The organism is Burkholderia sp. AU6039, assembly GCF_002223365.1.
GTDB lineage: Bacteria > Pseudomonadota > Gammaproteobacteria > Burkholderiales > Burkholderiaceae > Burkholderia.
In genome coordinates, this window is the sequence record NZ_NKFK01000007.1 from 606,348 (window position 1) to 620,246 (window position 13,899).

A 13,899-nucleotide genomic window follows, 5' to 3' on the forward strand; every position below is an offset into this window, starting at 1 on the left:
GGCGCGCCGCGCGTCAACGGACCGCGTGGTCCGCGACGTCCGGTGCCGCGAAGTGTTCGGCGATGCAGTGGCGCAGCCGCGGCCCGAACACGGCGGCGATGTCGTCGGCCGAGTACGGCGCGATGGCGTCGTCGATGCCGAGCGTGCGATCCACTTCCTGCTGGAGCCGCGTGAAGATCCGCTGCGCGGCGCGCTCGTCGTGCAGGTACGTATTGAGCGCGTCCGCCGTCGCCCGCGCCGCCGCCGCGTCGAGCCCATGCGCCGCGAACGCGTCGGCCGACCATGCGCCAGCGTCGCGCGGCGCATCGCGCATCGCGTCGATCTCCGCCAGCAGCGCCGGCCCGTGCGCGCCGAGCGTGGCCACGCACATCCGGTCCGCCGCGGCGACGAGCTGGTTCAGCCCGGCCGTCATCTGGCGCAGCACCGTCCCCGCCGGCCATTGCCGCGCACGCGCGATCTCGGCCTCGTCGCCCTGCAGCAGCATCGTCAGATCCTCGCGGGCGATTTCGTGCGCGAGCGGGCTCGTGTGTTCGGTGGACCAGTCCTCGAAGCGCGCCAGCGCGTCGCGGAACGCGTGCGTGCGCGCCTGCCCGGGCACCGCGTCGAGCGCGACGATCAGCGCGCGCAACTGCTGCGCCGCACGCACCGCGAACAGGTATTTTTCGGCTTCGAGCTTCAGGAACGCCGCCGCGTAGCGGTAGAAGCCGGGCTCGGCCGCGCTCGCTTCGGCGCCCGCCAGCGGCGCCGGCTCGATCATCGCGCGATAGGCCTGCTCGACCATCGTCTGCGGCCCCGCGCACACCGAGTTGCGGCCGACGAGCAGGCCCGCCGCCTCGGCGACCAGGTAATACGCGTCGCTGGCGAGGCACGGCGCGGCCGGATCGCCGCCCGACGCCATCCGCTTGATCAGCGAGATATGCACGATCCGGTGCATGCCGAGCGAGATCCGGTAGATGATCGACGGCACGACGGGAATGGCATCCGGGTCGGCCGGCTGCTCGCGCCGGCGGATCAGGTACGCGGGCAGCAGCTGGCACAGCTTGCTGATGAACCACAGGTCGAGCATCGACACCGCGCCGTCGTGGCCGCGCAGGCGGCAATACCCGTCGCGCAGCGTCGAGATGGTCGGCAGCACCAGATGCCAGTGGTTCGCGAACTGCCGCAGCGACGAGATGTTCATCGGCAGCGCGTGATGAAACCGGCTGCCCTCGTACTCGCAGCGCGCGGCTTCGATCTCGATGCCGTCGCGCGCGTCGGCCGGCGCGATCTCCTCGCCGAGCGGGCGAAAGAAGCTGTCGCGATACGCGACCATCGAGCCCAGCATCGAGCGCCAGTAGAACTCCGGTTTGTCGAGCGCGCGCGGCCCGTGATAGCCGGTCGCGTACAGCGCGTCGATGACGGTGAAATCAAACTCGTTCTGCATCATGGCTTCCTGAAGAGACACGGCCGCCGGCACGGCGGCCCGATAGAACGAACGGCGTGGCGCCGGCGCGTCAGCGCGGCATCGACATCGGCTTGCCGGCCGTGCCCGCCGCGCGGCCCCACCGGCGCGCGAGCGCCTGCCACAGGCTCGCGAGCTCGACCCGGCAGAAGGTCCGCACGGCGCGGGGCGACCACCACCAGTAATTCACGTTGATCGAATCGCTCAGCGATTCCACGTAGTGCCACCAGCCGGGCGGCAGGTACAGCACCTCGCCCGCCTCCAGCACGAAGTCGTGGCGCGGCGCCGACTGCACGCGTGGAAACCGCACCGGGTCCGGATCGCTCATGTCCACCGGGCTGAAGATCACCGGCAGGTCGCGGCGCTGCCGGTAATAGACGTTGGCCGACTGCCCGGGCGCGAACAGCACCCAGCGCTTGCGGCCGTATACCTGCACGTTCAGGTTCTCGTGCCGGTCGAAATGCATCGGCGACGAGATCCCGGCGGGGCCGAGCCAGAAGCCCGGCCGCAACACCAGCCTGCGCCGCAGCCAGTGCGGCATCCAGCCGGGAAAGCCGTGCTGCTCGTGCAGCGGCGCGATGTCGTCCTTCAACGCCGGCGCCGTCGAATAGATCGCCGCGTAGGTGATGTACGCCGTGCGGGCGCTGCCCTGCGCCTGCATCGCCCGGATCGTTGCGCCGAGGCGTGCGGTCTCGTAGCGGCGCGCGCCCAGGTACAGGTCCGGCTGCGTCGGCGTCGGCGACAGCTGCGAGGTCTCCACCGTGATCTCGTGCTCGCCGTAGCGCTCGACGAAGAAATCCGGCGTCCAGCGCGTGCGCGCGGGCCAGGCTTCGATGAAGCCTTCCAGCACGGCCGGATGCTTCAGTCCGGCCAGAACGTCGCGCATGCTGCGGCTGCCGTCGTAGCGAATCCGCGGCATCGGCACAATCTTGCTGCCAGTCATCGTGGGGCTCCTGTCGACGGGAAGAAAATCAGGACACCTGCCAGTCGCCGTGGTGACGCAGCACGTCTCCGGGCAGCCAGCGAATCACGCGGGTGGCGCCGCCGAGTGCGCCGATGCGCGCGTCGATCTGGTCGAGCGTGTCGGCTTCCGCCGGCTCGCCGTTGATCCAGCCGATGTCGCCGATCTCGGTGGCGATGCCGCAGAACCCGTTCGCATACGGCGCGAACGCACGCGCGCCGGCGCGTGCGCAGAGCTCGCCGATGCCGTCCGGGCCGAGCGTGATGGACGGGCCGTCGCCCGCCTCCGCGATGCGCGGCAGGCGTTGCAGCTCGGTCATCGGCAGCACCATCCAGAACGTGAACAGGCCCTGCCAGAACGGCGCCTTGCGCAGTTCGCGGCAGCAGCTCAGGACCAGGTCGGGCCGGCCGCGACGGGCGACCGACAGGTCGATCACGTCCATCACCGAACCCTTCGCATCCTCGCCGCTGTCGACGAGCAGGATCACCGAGAACTGCGGCGTCGTGACCCGGTAGCAATTGCCCCAGTTGCGCACGTCGTGCGGCGGCACGGCCGCGCCGATGGTCGGCTGCTCGCCGTAGAACGGCAGGATGTCGATCTCGATGTCGCCGATCCGCACCGTCTCGCCCCAGCCGGGCGCGAGCACCGTCTGCCCGACGTCACGCAGCGACTGCTGCATGTCGTCCTGCGCCAGCAGCGACGCGACCGGGATGCGCGGCACGATGACGGGCACCGATCCGTCGCCACCGTGCCGCAGGATCGTCGGGACATGCCAGTGGTCGAGATGGCCATGCGTGACGAGCATGCCGTCGATCCGCTGGCCCAGGTTGGACGGCGCGCGATCGAGATCGGGCAGGCCGACATTGCCGCCGATCGCGAGGCTGATCGGGTCGGTCAACAGGCGGGTGGTGTCGGAGGCGATCAGCAGCGACGCGTGTTCGAGCCGCTGGATGCCCGGGCCGTCGAACGCCGGCCATGCCAGCGCCGCGTCGCCCGCGGGCCGTTCGCAGCCGAGCAGGCGGGGATCCGCGTACAGCGCGGACAGCGGCTGCCAATGATTGCGCTGCAGCGCGTCGCGCAGCGCGTTCGCGAGTTGCGGTACGTCGCCGGCGGCAGTGTCGAGCACGATCGGCTCGCCGTGCCGCGGCGCGAGCGCGAGCGTCCAGCGGTCGCGCTGCTGATGCAGATCGTAGAGCAGCGCGCGGCTCGCGATGCAGCCGCCGGCCGCCACCGAATCCGGATCGAACAGCTCCTCCAGGAACGGATAGCGCGCAATCGCGTCGCGCAACAGCGCGGCGCAGGCGGCCGGCTCGAATTTCGCTGCCATGAATTGCTGCATGAGCGCGTCCTGCTGCTCGATCAGCCGGCCCAGGTCATGCGCGCGCGAAGCCAGAATGCCTGTATTGAGGAAGACCCCCAGGCGATCATCGACAGACATGGTGTGTTTACCCTCGGATTCTCTCGGCGAAACGCTGCATGCGCCCGCGCGCCCCGTCACCGGGCCGCGAGAGGCCGCATCGTTCCTTTATCTTTTATTGCGCCGTGCGTGGCGCGACGCGTCGACCGTCAGGCCGACAGCGCGACCCGGACGCTCAATGGCCGCATGTCGGTCCAGTTGGCGTTGATCCATTCGAGACAGGCGTCCCGGGTTCCCGACGGGCCCGCCGCCCGCCAGCCGTCCGGCACGAGCTTGTCGTCCGGCCAGATCGCGTATTGTTCCTCGTGATTGACGACCACCTTGAAAATGGTGTCGTGGTTCGGCATTTCGGCTTCCATGTCTCTCTCGTTTCAATAATCGATCAAGCGTGTCACACGCATAACATGATTCGATATTTCTATAAAAACAGCACGCCCAGCCATGCCGGGTAACGATGCAAGCACTTTGAAATCGAAGCGAGCAGACTTTACCATAAGCCATCCAAAAACAATTACATTTCTATTGAATAAAAACAAAGTAAATCATAAGCGGCGCCGGCCAATAATCCAGCCCATTGTTTATAAATATGTGAATTGATGACAAACAATCTGTCCTTTCGATTAAATCGATAATCGGCTTAATTGTTTGAATATTTTGTATGGTGCGTTTTTAAAGCGGAGTCCCGACGCATGGCCTTGCTACCCAGTACCCTCACCATCCCGCGCGAGCGCCCGACGGCTCGGCACCGGCTGCTGGTGTTCCATCACGCGTGCGGCGCGGCGGCCAATTACTACCGGTGGGCGGCGTCCTTCCCGGACGATATCGAGGTCTGGCTGATCGAACTGCCCGGTCGCGGCAAAAGCCTGGGCACGCGCGCGATCGATACGTTGTCCGAACTGATCGACTTCCTGCGGGCCCTCCGGCCGCTGCTGCCGCGCGACTACTCGGTGTTCGGCCACAGCATGGGGGCGCTGATCGCGTACTGTTTCGCGCGCGACATGGCGCAACTGGGGCATCCGCCCGTCTGGCTCGGTGCGTCCGGCACGGATGCGCCGTTCTACCCGCATCGCCACGCGCCGCTTGATGGCGCGCCGGTGCACCGGCGCAATGACGCGGACATCGTCGACTATGTCGTGTCGCTCGGCGGCACGCCGCGCGAAGTGGCCGAGCACGACGCGCTGCGGGCGATGCTGCTGAAGCTGGCCAAGGCGGATTTCCGCGTGATCGAGGCGTGCTTCCCGCTGCCGTCCGCAACGGCGCTGCCCTGCCCCGTCACGGTCTTCTCGGGCCGCGACGACACGTTGCTGAGCCCCGCCGGGCAGCGTGACTGGTCGCGCGCATCACGACACACGGTCACCTTCCGCGCGTTCGACGGCGGGCACTTCTATCTATTGGAAAACCCGGCCGCCGTTCAGCACGCGATCGGCGAGGCATTGGCCGATGCGGTGCGATGCGACACCGCCGAGGCGTCTGCCGGCCCGTGCCGCTGACGTCGACGCGCGCGGTGATGCCGGCCGTCGCGCGGGCGCCCGGGCGCCCGGGCGCGCGGTCGGCCATACGCCGCGACGCGTGCATCACGCGGCGCCGTCGCGCCCCTTCGGAAACACGCCGCGGCTCATCGCGTCGAGCTGCCGGCCGATCTCCGCGCGCAATTCGGCGGAGATCTCGAGGCTGTCGAGCAGTTTCGAAATCCACAGCCCGTCGGCGGCGAGCCGGCAGATCATCAGCGTCGCGGCCTGCTCGAGCGGCACGGGGTCCGGCCGCGTCCATTCCCGCATCGGCACCGACCAGCGCGCGCGCGTGTCCTGGTCGGTAATCATCGACGCGACCAGCACGCGCAGCACGTCGGTGCTCGCGACCGAATGCGACTCGTCGAGCACCGCGTGCATGTAGGCCCGCGCCACCGCGCCGGCGCCTTCGGCATCCGCCGCCACCCGCGCGGCCATCTGCGCGGCGAACCGCTCGGTCGCCTGGCCGAACAGCGCATCCAGCAGCCCCTGCTTGTTCGCGAAGTGATACTGCAGCGCGCCTTTCGTCACGCCGGCCCGCTCGGCCACCGCATCGAGCGTCAACGCGGCCACGCCGTGATGTGTCGCGATTTCCGATGCAGCCGCCAGCAACTGCGCACGCACCTGATCCGGCGCTTTTTTCCGACGCACGCCGGCGGTGGGAACAGCCGGCGCCGGGGCTGCTTCAGGCGCCCGCGCGCCGGCCGTTCCAGCCGGTTCGACGGGCGCGGACGCATCGTGCGGCGCGGGTTCGAGGTGTTTTTTCATGGTGCGGATGGTAGCACCCGGCGTCTCGATATAAACATTCCGGCCGGATGGTATGATCCGCCGCATGACTACACCGACCTCCTCCCCCTGGTCCGCGCTCGACACCGCCATCGCCCGTGGACGCGACGCCCTGGTGCGTCTCCAGCAGCCTGACGGCAGCTGGTGTTTCGAACTCGAATCCGACGCGACGATCACCGCGGAATACATCCTGATGATGCATTTCATGGACAAGATCGACGACATCCGCCAGGAGAAGATGGCGCGCTACCTGCGCGCGAACCAGCGGCTCGACACGCATGGCGGCTGGGCGCTGTACGTCGACGGCGATCCGGACGTGTCGTGCAGCGTGAAGGCGTACTTCGCGCTGAAGGCGGCCGGCGACAGCGAACATGCGCCGCACATGGTCCGCGCGCGCGACGCGATCCTCAAGCTCGGCGGCGCGGCCCGCGCGAACGTGTTCACGCGCATCCTGCTCGCGACGTTCGGCCAGGTGCCGTGGCGCGCGACGCCGTTCATGCCGATCGAATTCGTGCTGTTCCCGAAGTGGGTGCCGATCTCGATGTACAAGGTCGCGTACTGGGCGCGCACGACGATGGTGCCGCTGCTGGTGCTGTGCTCGCTGAAGGCGCGCGCGCGCAATCCGCGCAACGTCTCGATCCGCGAGCTGTTCGTCACGCCGCCGGACGAGGAACGCCGGTACTTCCCGCCCGCGCGCGGCATGCGCCGGCTGTTCCTCGCGCTCGACCGCACGGTGCGCCACGTCGAACCGCTGATGCCGAAGGGCCTGCGGCAGCGCGCGATCCGCCATGCCGAGGCGTGGTGCGCGGAGCGCATGAACGGCGAGGACGGGCTCGGCGGCATTTTCCCGCCGATCGTGTATGCCAACCAGATGATGCAGGTGCTCGGCTACCCGGACGACCATCCGCTGCGGCGCGATTGCGACAACGCGCTGGAGAAGCTGCTGGTCACGCGGCCGGACGGCAGCATGTATTGCCAGCCGTGCCTGTCGCCGGTGTGGGATACCGCGTGGAGCACGATGGCGCTCGAGCAGGCGCGCGGCGTGGCGGTGGCGGAAGACGGCGAGCCGGGCGACGCACGGCGCGCGCTCGACGAACGCATCGCACGCGCGTACGACTGGCTGGCCGAACGCCAGGTGAACGACCTGCGCGGCGACTGGATCGAGAACGCGCCGGCCGAGGTCCAGCCGGGCGGATGGGCGTTCCAGTACGCGAACCCGTACTACCCCGACATCGACGATACGGCGGTCGTCACCGCGATGCTCGATCGCCGCGGCCGCACGCATGCCAACGCGGACGGCACGAACCCGTATGCGCCGCGCGTCGCGCGCGCGCTCGACTGGATGCGCGGGCTGCAGTCGCGCAACGGCGGCTTCGCGGCATTCGACGCCGACTGCGACCGCATGTACCTGAACGCGATCCCGTTCGCCGACCACGGCGCGCTGCTCGATCCGCCGACCGAGGACGTGTCGGGCCGCGTGCTGCTGTGCTTCGGCGTGACGAAACGCGCGGACGAACGCGAGTCGGTCGCGCGCTGCATCGACTACGTGAAGCGCACGCAGCAGCCCGACGGCAGCTGGTGGGGCCGCTGGGGCACGAACTACATCTACGGGACGTGGAGCGTGCTGGCCGGCCTCGCGCTCGCCGGCGAGGACAAGTCGCAGCCGTATATCGCGCGCGCGATCGAATGGCTGCGCTCACGGCAGCACGCGGACGGCGGCTGGGGCGAGACGAACGACAGCTACATCGACCCGAAGCTGGGCGGCACCAATGGCGGCGAGAGCACGTCGAACTTCACCGCGTGGGCGCTGCTCGCGCAGATGGCATTCGGCGATTGCGAATCCGATTCGGTGAAGCGCGGCATCGCGTATCTGCTGTCGGTCCAGCAGGAAGACGGCTTCTGGTGGCACCGCTCGCACAATGCGCCGGGCTTTCCGCGCATCTTCTACCTGAAGTATCACGGCTATACCGCGTACTTCCCGCTGTGGGCGCTCGCGCGCTATCGGCGGCTGGCGGGCGCGGCGGCCGCGCGGGCGTCGGCCGCGCACGGTGCGACGGCGGTCAAGGCAGCGGCCACGGTTCTCGCCTGAGCGGTAACGTGACGGCGCAAGGCCGTCACACGAAGCCCTCTTCGACCAGCGTGCAGCCGTGCGCCGTGATCTCGTGCCGCTGGCCCGAGCCGCCGACCACGCGGCTCCAGCTCTTCGACACGAGCACGGCCGCGGCGCCGTCGGCGTGCAGCGCATAGCCGAAGCCGCCATACATGCCCGGCACGCCGAACCATACGCTGTCGGCCTGCGCGTCGAGTTCCAGCAGCGGTTCGAGTTCGGGCAGGCGTAGCGCGTCGACGCGCAGGTGTGCGATGCGGCCGAGCATCATCGCGTGGAAGTGGCGCTGGATGCCGCGCAGCGTTTCGTCGGGCACGAAGCGTCGCGGCTGCGGCGTCAGCAGATCGATCAGGTGCCGATGCCCGCGCTGCGCGGCGATATCGACCGGGCGCGCGCCGTCTGCATCGCGCAGCATGCGCCACGCGCCGAGCTGCAACAGTTCGACGACGACCTCCTGCGGCGCGCCGCCATAGGCAGCCTGGTGCAGCGGGGTATAAAGCGACTTCCCGCCAAGCCGTGTCGCGTTGACGAGCTTGTACTCTTTTGCAATGCAGTCGAGCATCGTCGCCCAGTCGCCGTTGCGCGCCGCATCGGCCAACGCGTGCCGGCTCGCGACCTGCGCGTCGTCGAGCACCTCGGCGCCCGTGATTCCATCCCATGTGATGCCCAACCGTTTTCTCCTTTCGCCTCTCGCGCATCCGGCCGGCGCGTCGTCCGCTCATCATAAGCGTTCGTCACGGCCGTGCGTTCGCGACACGAGACGCGGCGCCGGCAACCGCCAAACCCGCCCGCAAGTATGGAATCATGCGAACGCGCCGTCGGCGCGTTCATTTCACAACGACTCAGCACAACGACTCAGGAGGCCAGCCGTGCTCGACATTACCGCCATCACCGATGCCCTCACCCCGAACGGCGAACCCGTGCAATACCGCGTCGCGCCCGAGAAGCTGCTGGCGGGCGACCCGCTGCAGACGCTCACGCCCGGCTTCACGAGCCCGTGCGGCCGCTTCTCGACCGGCATCTGGGAAAGCACGCCGGGCTGCTGGCGGGTCGCGTATACCGAAGCGGAATACTGCGAGATCCTGGCAGGCACGTCGGTGATCACCGACGAGGAAGGCAACGCGAAAACCCTGCGCGCCGGCCATCGCTTCGTCATTCCGCCCGGCTTTCGCGGCACGTGGGAAGTCGTCGAGCGCACGCGGAAGATCTTCGTCGCGTACGAAGCGCAGCCGACGGCATGAGCCGCACCGGCCCCGGCGTCGGAAACGTTACCGCCGGCCGTCGAGCGCCCCGAGGATCCCGTACGCGGCCTTCACGCGATCCTCGTTCGGATAGCTGCGGTTCGCGAGCATCACGATCGCGATCCGCTTCGACGGGACGAACGCGACATAGGTACTGAAGCCGTTGGTCGAGCCCGTCTTGTTGATCCACGTGTCCGCGCTCGGCGCGAGCGGCGGCTTGATCGCGGCGGCCGGTAGCCCGTCACGCAGCATCTTCATCGAGTTGCCTTCGAGCAGCGTCGGCAGCGCGACCGGATACGGATACTGTTCCCAGATCAGGTCCTGCGTCAGCGGCCCCGAGCGGAAATAGCCGGTGTGCGTACGTTCGAGCGCGCGCTGCAGGCGCGGCGCGGTTTCGATCAGCCCCATGTTCGCCTGCACGAAGCGCAGCAGGTCGGCCGCCGTGGTCCGCACGCCGTAGGCCGGCTGCCACAGCATGCCGCCCGTCATCCGGATCGGCTTGCCGTCCTGCGTATAGCCCTGCGCATAGTCGGCCTGGCGCGCATCGGGCACGTTGATGTACGTGTGCGTCATGCCGAGCGCGGGAAAGAGCCGCTGCTCCATCAGCACCGCGAAATCCTTGTGCATCGCCTTCGCGGTGAGCCACCCGAGCATGCCGACCGACACGTTCGAATACGTACGGTACGTACCCGGCGCGTGCGCGGGCCGCCACGCGCCGAGATAGCGGATCAGGCCCGCGTCGTCGCGGATGCTGTCCGGCACCTGCACGGGCATGCCGCCGGACGTGTGCGTGCCGAGATCGCGCAGCGTCACGACACCGAACGGCTTGCCCTGCAGCGCGGGCAGGTACTTGCCCACCGGGTCGGCCAGCGACAGTTCGCCGCCCTCCTGCGCATCGGCCGCGAGGGTCGCGGTCAGCGTCTTGCTGACGGAGCCGATTTCGAACAGCGTATCGCCGGTGACGGGCTTGCCCGATTGCGTCGACATCACGCCGTAGTCGAACACGTAGGGCTTGCCATCGGCGATGACGCCGATCGCCATGCCGGGAATCGCGTACTGCTTCATCAGCGGCGCGATGTGGCGGGTGACGGTGTCGTGGAGCGCGTCCTGGGTGACGGCGGCCGCGCGGCCGGCCGTGGCGGTGGCGCACGCGGCGACGAGCAGGGTCGCGGCGAAGCGTGTCGCGTTGAATCGCATGGTGGCGGTTCCTTCGAGTTCTGATGGTTGCGTTGACAACGGTCCGGCCACGCCATGCGGAAATCGCAGTGGCCGGCCGGCCGAAGCAGGACTATCCCCTGTCGATCCGCCGCCAACAATCGACGATATGTTGCGCGAGACGAAAGAAAATCTTTTGGCGCTGTCCCCTTCCGAACGGCAGGGGATTCCCATGCCTGGCGATGCACGTCCGCATCGGAGCATGTCCGACGCGGCGTTGGTATCTCGATCATGCGAGACACCGCATTCACTTCAGGCCCACGCTCTTGTTCGCAGCCCGGCGAACCTTTTCGGCCGCGTCGTGCCGTCTTTCGACCCGTACGCCGAACAGGGCCGGGTAGAACCGCTTTCGTCGAACGGATGAAATCGGCACAGCGATGGATAACGCGGCCGCCGGCGGGCCGCGCGACCATCACCCCGGCAGTCGCCCGAGAAACGCCAGCATCGCCGCGTTGAAGCGCTCGGGCCGCTGCAGCGGCGCGAAATGGCTCACGCCGGGCAGGGTCGTCAGCGTAGCGCCCGGAATCGTGCGCGCCAGGTACGCCGCATGCTCGGGCCGGATGAATTCGTCGTGCTCGCCCAGCACGATCGTCACCGGCACGGCGATCGCCGCGAGATCCTGCGCGCGGTAATCCGGTTGCGTGCGCATCATTTCGCTGACCGCCGCGACGAAGGCGTCGAACTGGTCCGGCGTCGCGGACAGTGCCGCGTAGTCCTTGCGGTGCCGCGCGAAGCAGCGGTCGAGCAGCGGGCTCGGCACGATCTCCTTCGTGCCGCTCGGGTCCATGTTGCACGCGAAGAAGAACACGCCGGCCGCCCGTTCCGGCGCGCGATCGGCCAGCACAAGCGCGATGCACGCGCCGTCGCTCCAGCCGACGAAGCGTGCACGGTCGACGTGCAGCGCGTCGAGGACCGCCAGCACGTCCGACGCCATGCGTTCGTAGGAATAGGGTTCGTCGTCGCGCGTGCTGCGGCCGTGGCCGCGGCTGTCGATCACGATCGCGCGGTAGCCGGCCGCGAGCAGCGCCGGCACCTGGTTGCCCCAGTTGCCGCTGTGGCCGAGGCCGCCGTGCAGCAGCACGACCGGCGGGCCATGGCCGAACGACGCGTGCCAGATGCGCGCGCCGTCGTGTTCCAGCCATCCTTGCTCATCGGCCGCCGGCAGCGGCGTGCCGCCTTGCGACTCGAAGCGGGCGAGGTCGTCGTCGTTGAATTCCGCATTCATCGTTCAGCCGTCCTGTCGAGGGAGACGTGCTCGCGATTGTAATGCGTGCGGCCGACACGGCCGCGACCGGTCAGGCCTGCGTCGACACCAGCCCGCCCGCCTGCGAGCCGCCCGATTTCTGGATCGCCGCCGCGAGTTGCGAGATCGCGGTCGAAAGCGCCCCCGAGATCGCGCTGGCTTGCGCGCTCAGCGACTGCTGTTCGATCGCCGCGGCCGGGTCGTCCTTCGCGCGCTGGCTCGCGCTCGCGATCTGCTGCTCCAGTGCCGCGAGCTGCTTCTGCAGCCGCTCGATCAGCGCCTTCAACTGGCTGACCGCCGGGTCGTCCGACGACGCGCCCGATGCGCCGAGCGTTTCGCCGGTGGCGCCGGTCGACGCCTTCGTGCCGGAGGTGGCGGTCGTACTCGCAGCACCCGAGGTACGCGTCGCGCCATCGGTGGATGACGTCGCCGCAGCGCCGGACGAAGCGTTCGCGTTCAGGTTGCCGTCCGCCAGCGGCGAGCGTGTGGTCGTGGAGAAATCGATCTGCATCGTGTCGGTCCGTATGTCGGTAAGCGAATCGTGACTGGGATAAAACTGCCTTCCAGAATGTTTACGGCATTCGTCACACGAAACTTGAGTATCGGGGACGGACTGATTTAGCCGAAGATCGACCGGGTTAGCCGCGAAAGGGCCAGATTGACGGCCCGGCGGCGCTGGTAAAATCGCGGCTTCGCCAGCGGGATTCGCGCGCCGATCGCCTCCGGGCATGACCGCGCAACGCCGCCGGCTTCGACTCCCGCCCTTCCGGGCGCGGCACGCGGCACGTGCCGGCGCCGCGGTCGCGGCTGCGCGGGTCGCCTTTTTCGTGCGCCGGTGTGCCCCGCTCGCCCTGTCGAGCGGCGAGCGCCATGCGGCACGCACGCACTTCATCACGTATTCGAGGAACCCACGATGGCCCGCATCGGCGCCTTCTGCATCACGACGTGGCTTGCCGCCGCGATTCTCTACTTCGGCCAGCACTCCGTCGCGATGATCGTATTGAGTGGTGTCGTCGTATTCGGCGGGTTCGATTTGCTGCGCCCGTAGGCACGCCTGGCGACGCCACCGCGCACGGCCGCGATGGCCGATGCGATTGTGATAGCCTCTCCCGCACCATCCGTCAGATGCACGCGCCGCTGGCGAGAACAGGAGAACGGGAATTGAATCACGACCTGAATCGCCACCCGGCGGCCCTTGCCTGCAAAGTGTGTGCTGCCCACGCGCCCATCTGCGGCCTGGTCGATTTTTCGCGCTGCGGCGCCGACTTCATTGCCGGGAAAAAGGTCGACCCGTATGCGGGGGTGCCGGTCTACTACCATGCATGCGAGCAATGCGGCTTCACGTGGGCCCCGATGTTCGACAGCTGGACCCACGACGATTTCGCGCAGCATGTCTATAACGCCGACTACCCGCGCCACGACCCCGAGTATCTCGAGATCCGTCCGCAACAGCATGCCGACCTGATCTGCACCAGCTTTCCGGAAATGCGGGAAGGCCGGGTGCTCGATTTCGGCTCGGGGCTGGGCTTGCTGGAACGGAAGCTGGCATCGCGCGGCTTCGCGGACGTGACGTCGTACGATCCGTTCTCGCACCCGGTTCCGCCCGAAGGCAGCTTCGATACGATCCTGTCATTCGAGGTGTTCGAGCATCATCAGGCGCCGGTCGACCTCTTCGACCAGATCATGCGCCACCGGAAGCCCGACGGCGCGCTGCTGTTCCAGACGTCGCTGATCACCCGGGACATCCTCGATCAAGGCATCGATCAGTGGTGGTACTGCGTGCCGCGCAACGGGCACATCTCGTTTCACACCGCCCAGTCCCTGACGCTGCTTGCCCAACGCCACGGGCTCGAATATGGCGCATTCGGTTCGTCGCTGCACGTCGTCTTCGATCGCGCGGCGACACCGCGCTGGCTCGACAAATTCCTCAAGCAGTAGCGGCCCGGCGGCTATCCGGCAGGCAACGAACACCGCGCGCAT

General features: G+C 68.1%; 14 protein-coding genes and 1 pseudogene. 5 read left to right on the forward strand and 10 right to left on the reverse strand.

The genetic code is table 11. The annotated features are described in order from the left end of the window. Positions 1 to 13 precede the first annotated feature (13 nt). From CFB39_RS34715 to CFB39_RS34730, 4 genes are all read right to left on the reverse strand, one after another. On the reverse strand, positions 14 to 1,423 hold the full coding sequence (locus CFB39_RS34715) for a hypothetical protein (protein ID WP_089476358.1): 1,410 nt from the start codon (positions 1,421 to 1,423) through the stop codon (positions 14 to 16). 70 nt (positions 1,424 to 1,493) lie between these two features. Next, on the reverse strand, positions 1,494 to 2,384 hold the full coding sequence (locus CFB39_RS34720; RefSeq protein WP_089476359.1) for a cupin-like domain-containing protein: 891 nt from the start codon (positions 2,382 to 2,384) through the stop codon (positions 1,494 to 1,496). A 28-nt stretch (positions 2,385 to 2,412) separates the two neighbouring features. After that, the gene (locus CFB39_RS34725; RefSeq protein WP_089476360.1) at positions 2,413 to 3,840 is read right to left on the reverse strand and encodes an MBL fold metallo-hydrolase; all 1,428 of its coding nucleotides are present in this window, start codon (positions 3,838 to 3,840) and stop codon (positions 2,413 to 2,415) included. Positions 3,841 to 3,968: 128 nt separating this feature from the next. Next, positions 3,969 to 4,178: an MbtH family NRPS accessory protein gene (locus tag CFB39_RS34730; RefSeq protein WP_089476361.1), complete on the reverse strand. Its 210-nt coding sequence runs from the start codon at positions 4,176 to 4,178 to the stop codon at positions 3,969 to 3,971. A 330-nt stretch (positions 4,179 to 4,508) separates the two neighbouring features. Between CFB39_RS34730 and CFB39_RS34735 the strand changes: the two genes are divergently transcribed. Beyond that, complete coding sequence (locus tag CFB39_RS34735; RefSeq protein ID WP_089476362.1) at positions 4,509 to 5,309, forward strand: thioesterase II family protein; 801 nt, start codon at positions 4,509 to 4,511, stop codon at positions 5,307 to 5,309. A gap of 84 nt (positions 5,310 to 5,393) precedes the next feature. Here CFB39_RS34735 and CFB39_RS34740 read toward each other — a convergent pair whose 3' ends face one another. After that, positions 5,394 to 6,095 (reverse strand): TetR/AcrR family transcriptional regulator, encoded by a 702-nt coding sequence (locus tag CFB39_RS34740; RefSeq protein WP_089476363.1) that lies wholly within the window; start codon positions 6,093 to 6,095, stop codon positions 5,394 to 5,396. Between the two features lie 52 nt (positions 6,096 to 6,147). Between CFB39_RS34740 and shc the strand changes: the two genes are divergently transcribed. Then, positions 6,148 to 8,202, forward strand: coding sequence for a squalene--hopene cyclase (gene shc, locus CFB39_RS34745; protein WP_089476364.1), 2,055 nt, complete (start codon positions 6,148 to 6,150; stop codon positions 8,200 to 8,202). 25 nt (positions 8,203 to 8,227) lie between these two features. Here shc and CFB39_RS34750 read toward each other — a convergent pair whose 3' ends face one another. Then, positions 8,228 to 8,890 carry an ankyrin repeat domain-containing protein gene (locus CFB39_RS34750; protein ID WP_089476365.1) on the reverse strand — a complete coding sequence of 221 codons (663 nt, stop codon included), beginning with the start codon at positions 8,888 to 8,890 and terminating at the stop codon, positions 8,228 to 8,230. A gap of 199 nt (positions 8,891 to 9,089) precedes the next feature. On the opposite strand from CFB39_RS34750, the gene CFB39_RS34755 reads away from it, so the two are divergent. After that, positions 9,090 to 9,461, forward strand: coding sequence for a cupin domain-containing protein (locus CFB39_RS34755; RefSeq protein ID WP_244115299.1), 372 nt, complete (start codon positions 9,090 to 9,092; stop codon positions 9,459 to 9,461). A 27-nt stretch (positions 9,462 to 9,488) separates the two neighbouring features. On the opposite strand, the gene ampC is transcribed toward CFB39_RS34755, so the two are convergent. The 4 genes and pseudogenes from ampC to CFB39_RS34775 all read right to left on the reverse strand — a co-directional run bounded on the left by ampC (position 9,489) and on the right by CFB39_RS34775 (position 12,430). Then, a complete protein-coding gene (gene ampC, locus CFB39_RS34760) occupies positions 9,489 to 10,658 on the reverse strand; it encodes a class C beta-lactamase (protein WP_089476541.1) in 1,170 nt (389 codons plus the stop codon). A gap of 177 nt (positions 10,659 to 10,835) precedes the next feature. Beyond that, positions 10,836 to 11,036 (reverse strand): annotated as a pseudogene (locus tag CFB39_RS41030) (RNA-guided endonuclease TnpB family protein); the annotation flags it as partial. Between the two features lie 52 nt (positions 11,037 to 11,088). Next, the gene (locus CFB39_RS34770) at positions 11,089 to 11,901 is read right to left on the reverse strand and encodes an alpha/beta fold hydrolase (protein ID WP_089476366.1); all 813 of its coding nucleotides are present in this window, start codon (positions 11,899 to 11,901) and stop codon (positions 11,089 to 11,091) included. A 70-nt stretch (positions 11,902 to 11,971) separates the two neighbouring features. Continuing rightward, positions 11,972 to 12,430, reverse strand: a complete 459-nt coding sequence (locus CFB39_RS34775; RefSeq protein WP_089476367.1) for a hypothetical protein — start codon at positions 12,428 to 12,430, stop codon at positions 11,972 to 11,974. Positions 12,431 to 12,832: 402 nt separating this feature from the next. Between CFB39_RS34775 and CFB39_RS41035 the strand changes: the two genes are divergently transcribed. After that, positions 12,833 to 12,967, forward strand: coding sequence for a hypothetical protein (locus CFB39_RS41035; protein ID WP_006767081.1), 135 nt, complete (start codon positions 12,833 to 12,835; stop codon positions 12,965 to 12,967). A 113-nt stretch (positions 12,968 to 13,080) separates the two neighbouring features. Continuing rightward, the gene (locus CFB39_RS34785; RefSeq protein ID WP_089476368.1) at positions 13,081 to 13,857 is read left to right on the forward strand and encodes a class I SAM-dependent methyltransferase; all 777 of its coding nucleotides are present in this window, start codon (positions 13,081 to 13,083) and stop codon (positions 13,855 to 13,857) included. Positions 13,858 to 13,899 lie beyond the last annotated feature (42 nt).

Bases quoted from the DNA above. Each gene is read 5' to 3' on its own strand.
- CFB39_RS34715 (WP_089476358.1), bottom strand. From the start codon at position 1,423: ATGCAGAACGAGTTTGATTTCACCGTCATCGACGCGCTGTACGCGACC.
- CFB39_RS34720 (WP_089476359.1), bottom strand. From the start codon at position 2,384: ATGACTGGCAGCAAGATTGTGCCGATGCCGCGGATTCGCTACGACGGC.
- CFB39_RS34725 (WP_089476360.1), bottom strand. From the start codon at position 3,840: ATGTCTGTCGATGATCGCCTGGGGGTCTTCCTCAATACAGGCATTCTG.
- CFB39_RS34730 (WP_089476361.1), bottom strand. From the start codon at position 4,178: ATGGAAGCCGAAATGCCGAACCACGACACCATTTTCAAGGTGGTCGTC.
- CFB39_RS34735 (WP_089476362.1), top strand. From the start codon at position 4,509: ATGGCCTTGCTACCCAGTACCCTCACCATCCCGCGCGAGCGCCCGACG.
- CFB39_RS34740 (WP_089476363.1), bottom strand. From the start codon at position 6,095: ATGAAAAAACACCTCGAACCCGCGCCGCACGATGCGTCCGCGCCCGTC.
- shc (WP_089476364.1), top strand. From the start codon at position 6,148: ATGATCCGCCGCATGACTACACCGACCTCCTCCCCCTGGTCCGCGCTC.
- ampC (WP_089476541.1), bottom strand. From the start codon at position 10,658: ATGCGATTCAACGCGACACGCTTCGCCGCGACCCTGCTCGTCGCCGCG.
- CFB39_RS34770 (WP_089476366.1), bottom strand. From the start codon at position 11,901: ATGAATGCGGAATTCAACGACGACGACCTCGCCCGCTTCGAGTCGCAA.
- CFB39_RS34775 (WP_089476367.1), bottom strand. From the start codon at position 12,430: ATGCAGATCGATTTCTCCACGACCACACGCTCGCCGCTGGCGGACGGC.
- CFB39_RS41035 (WP_006767081.1), top strand. From the start codon at position 12,833: ATGGCCCGCATCGGCGCCTTCTGCATCACGACGTGGCTTGCCGCCGCG.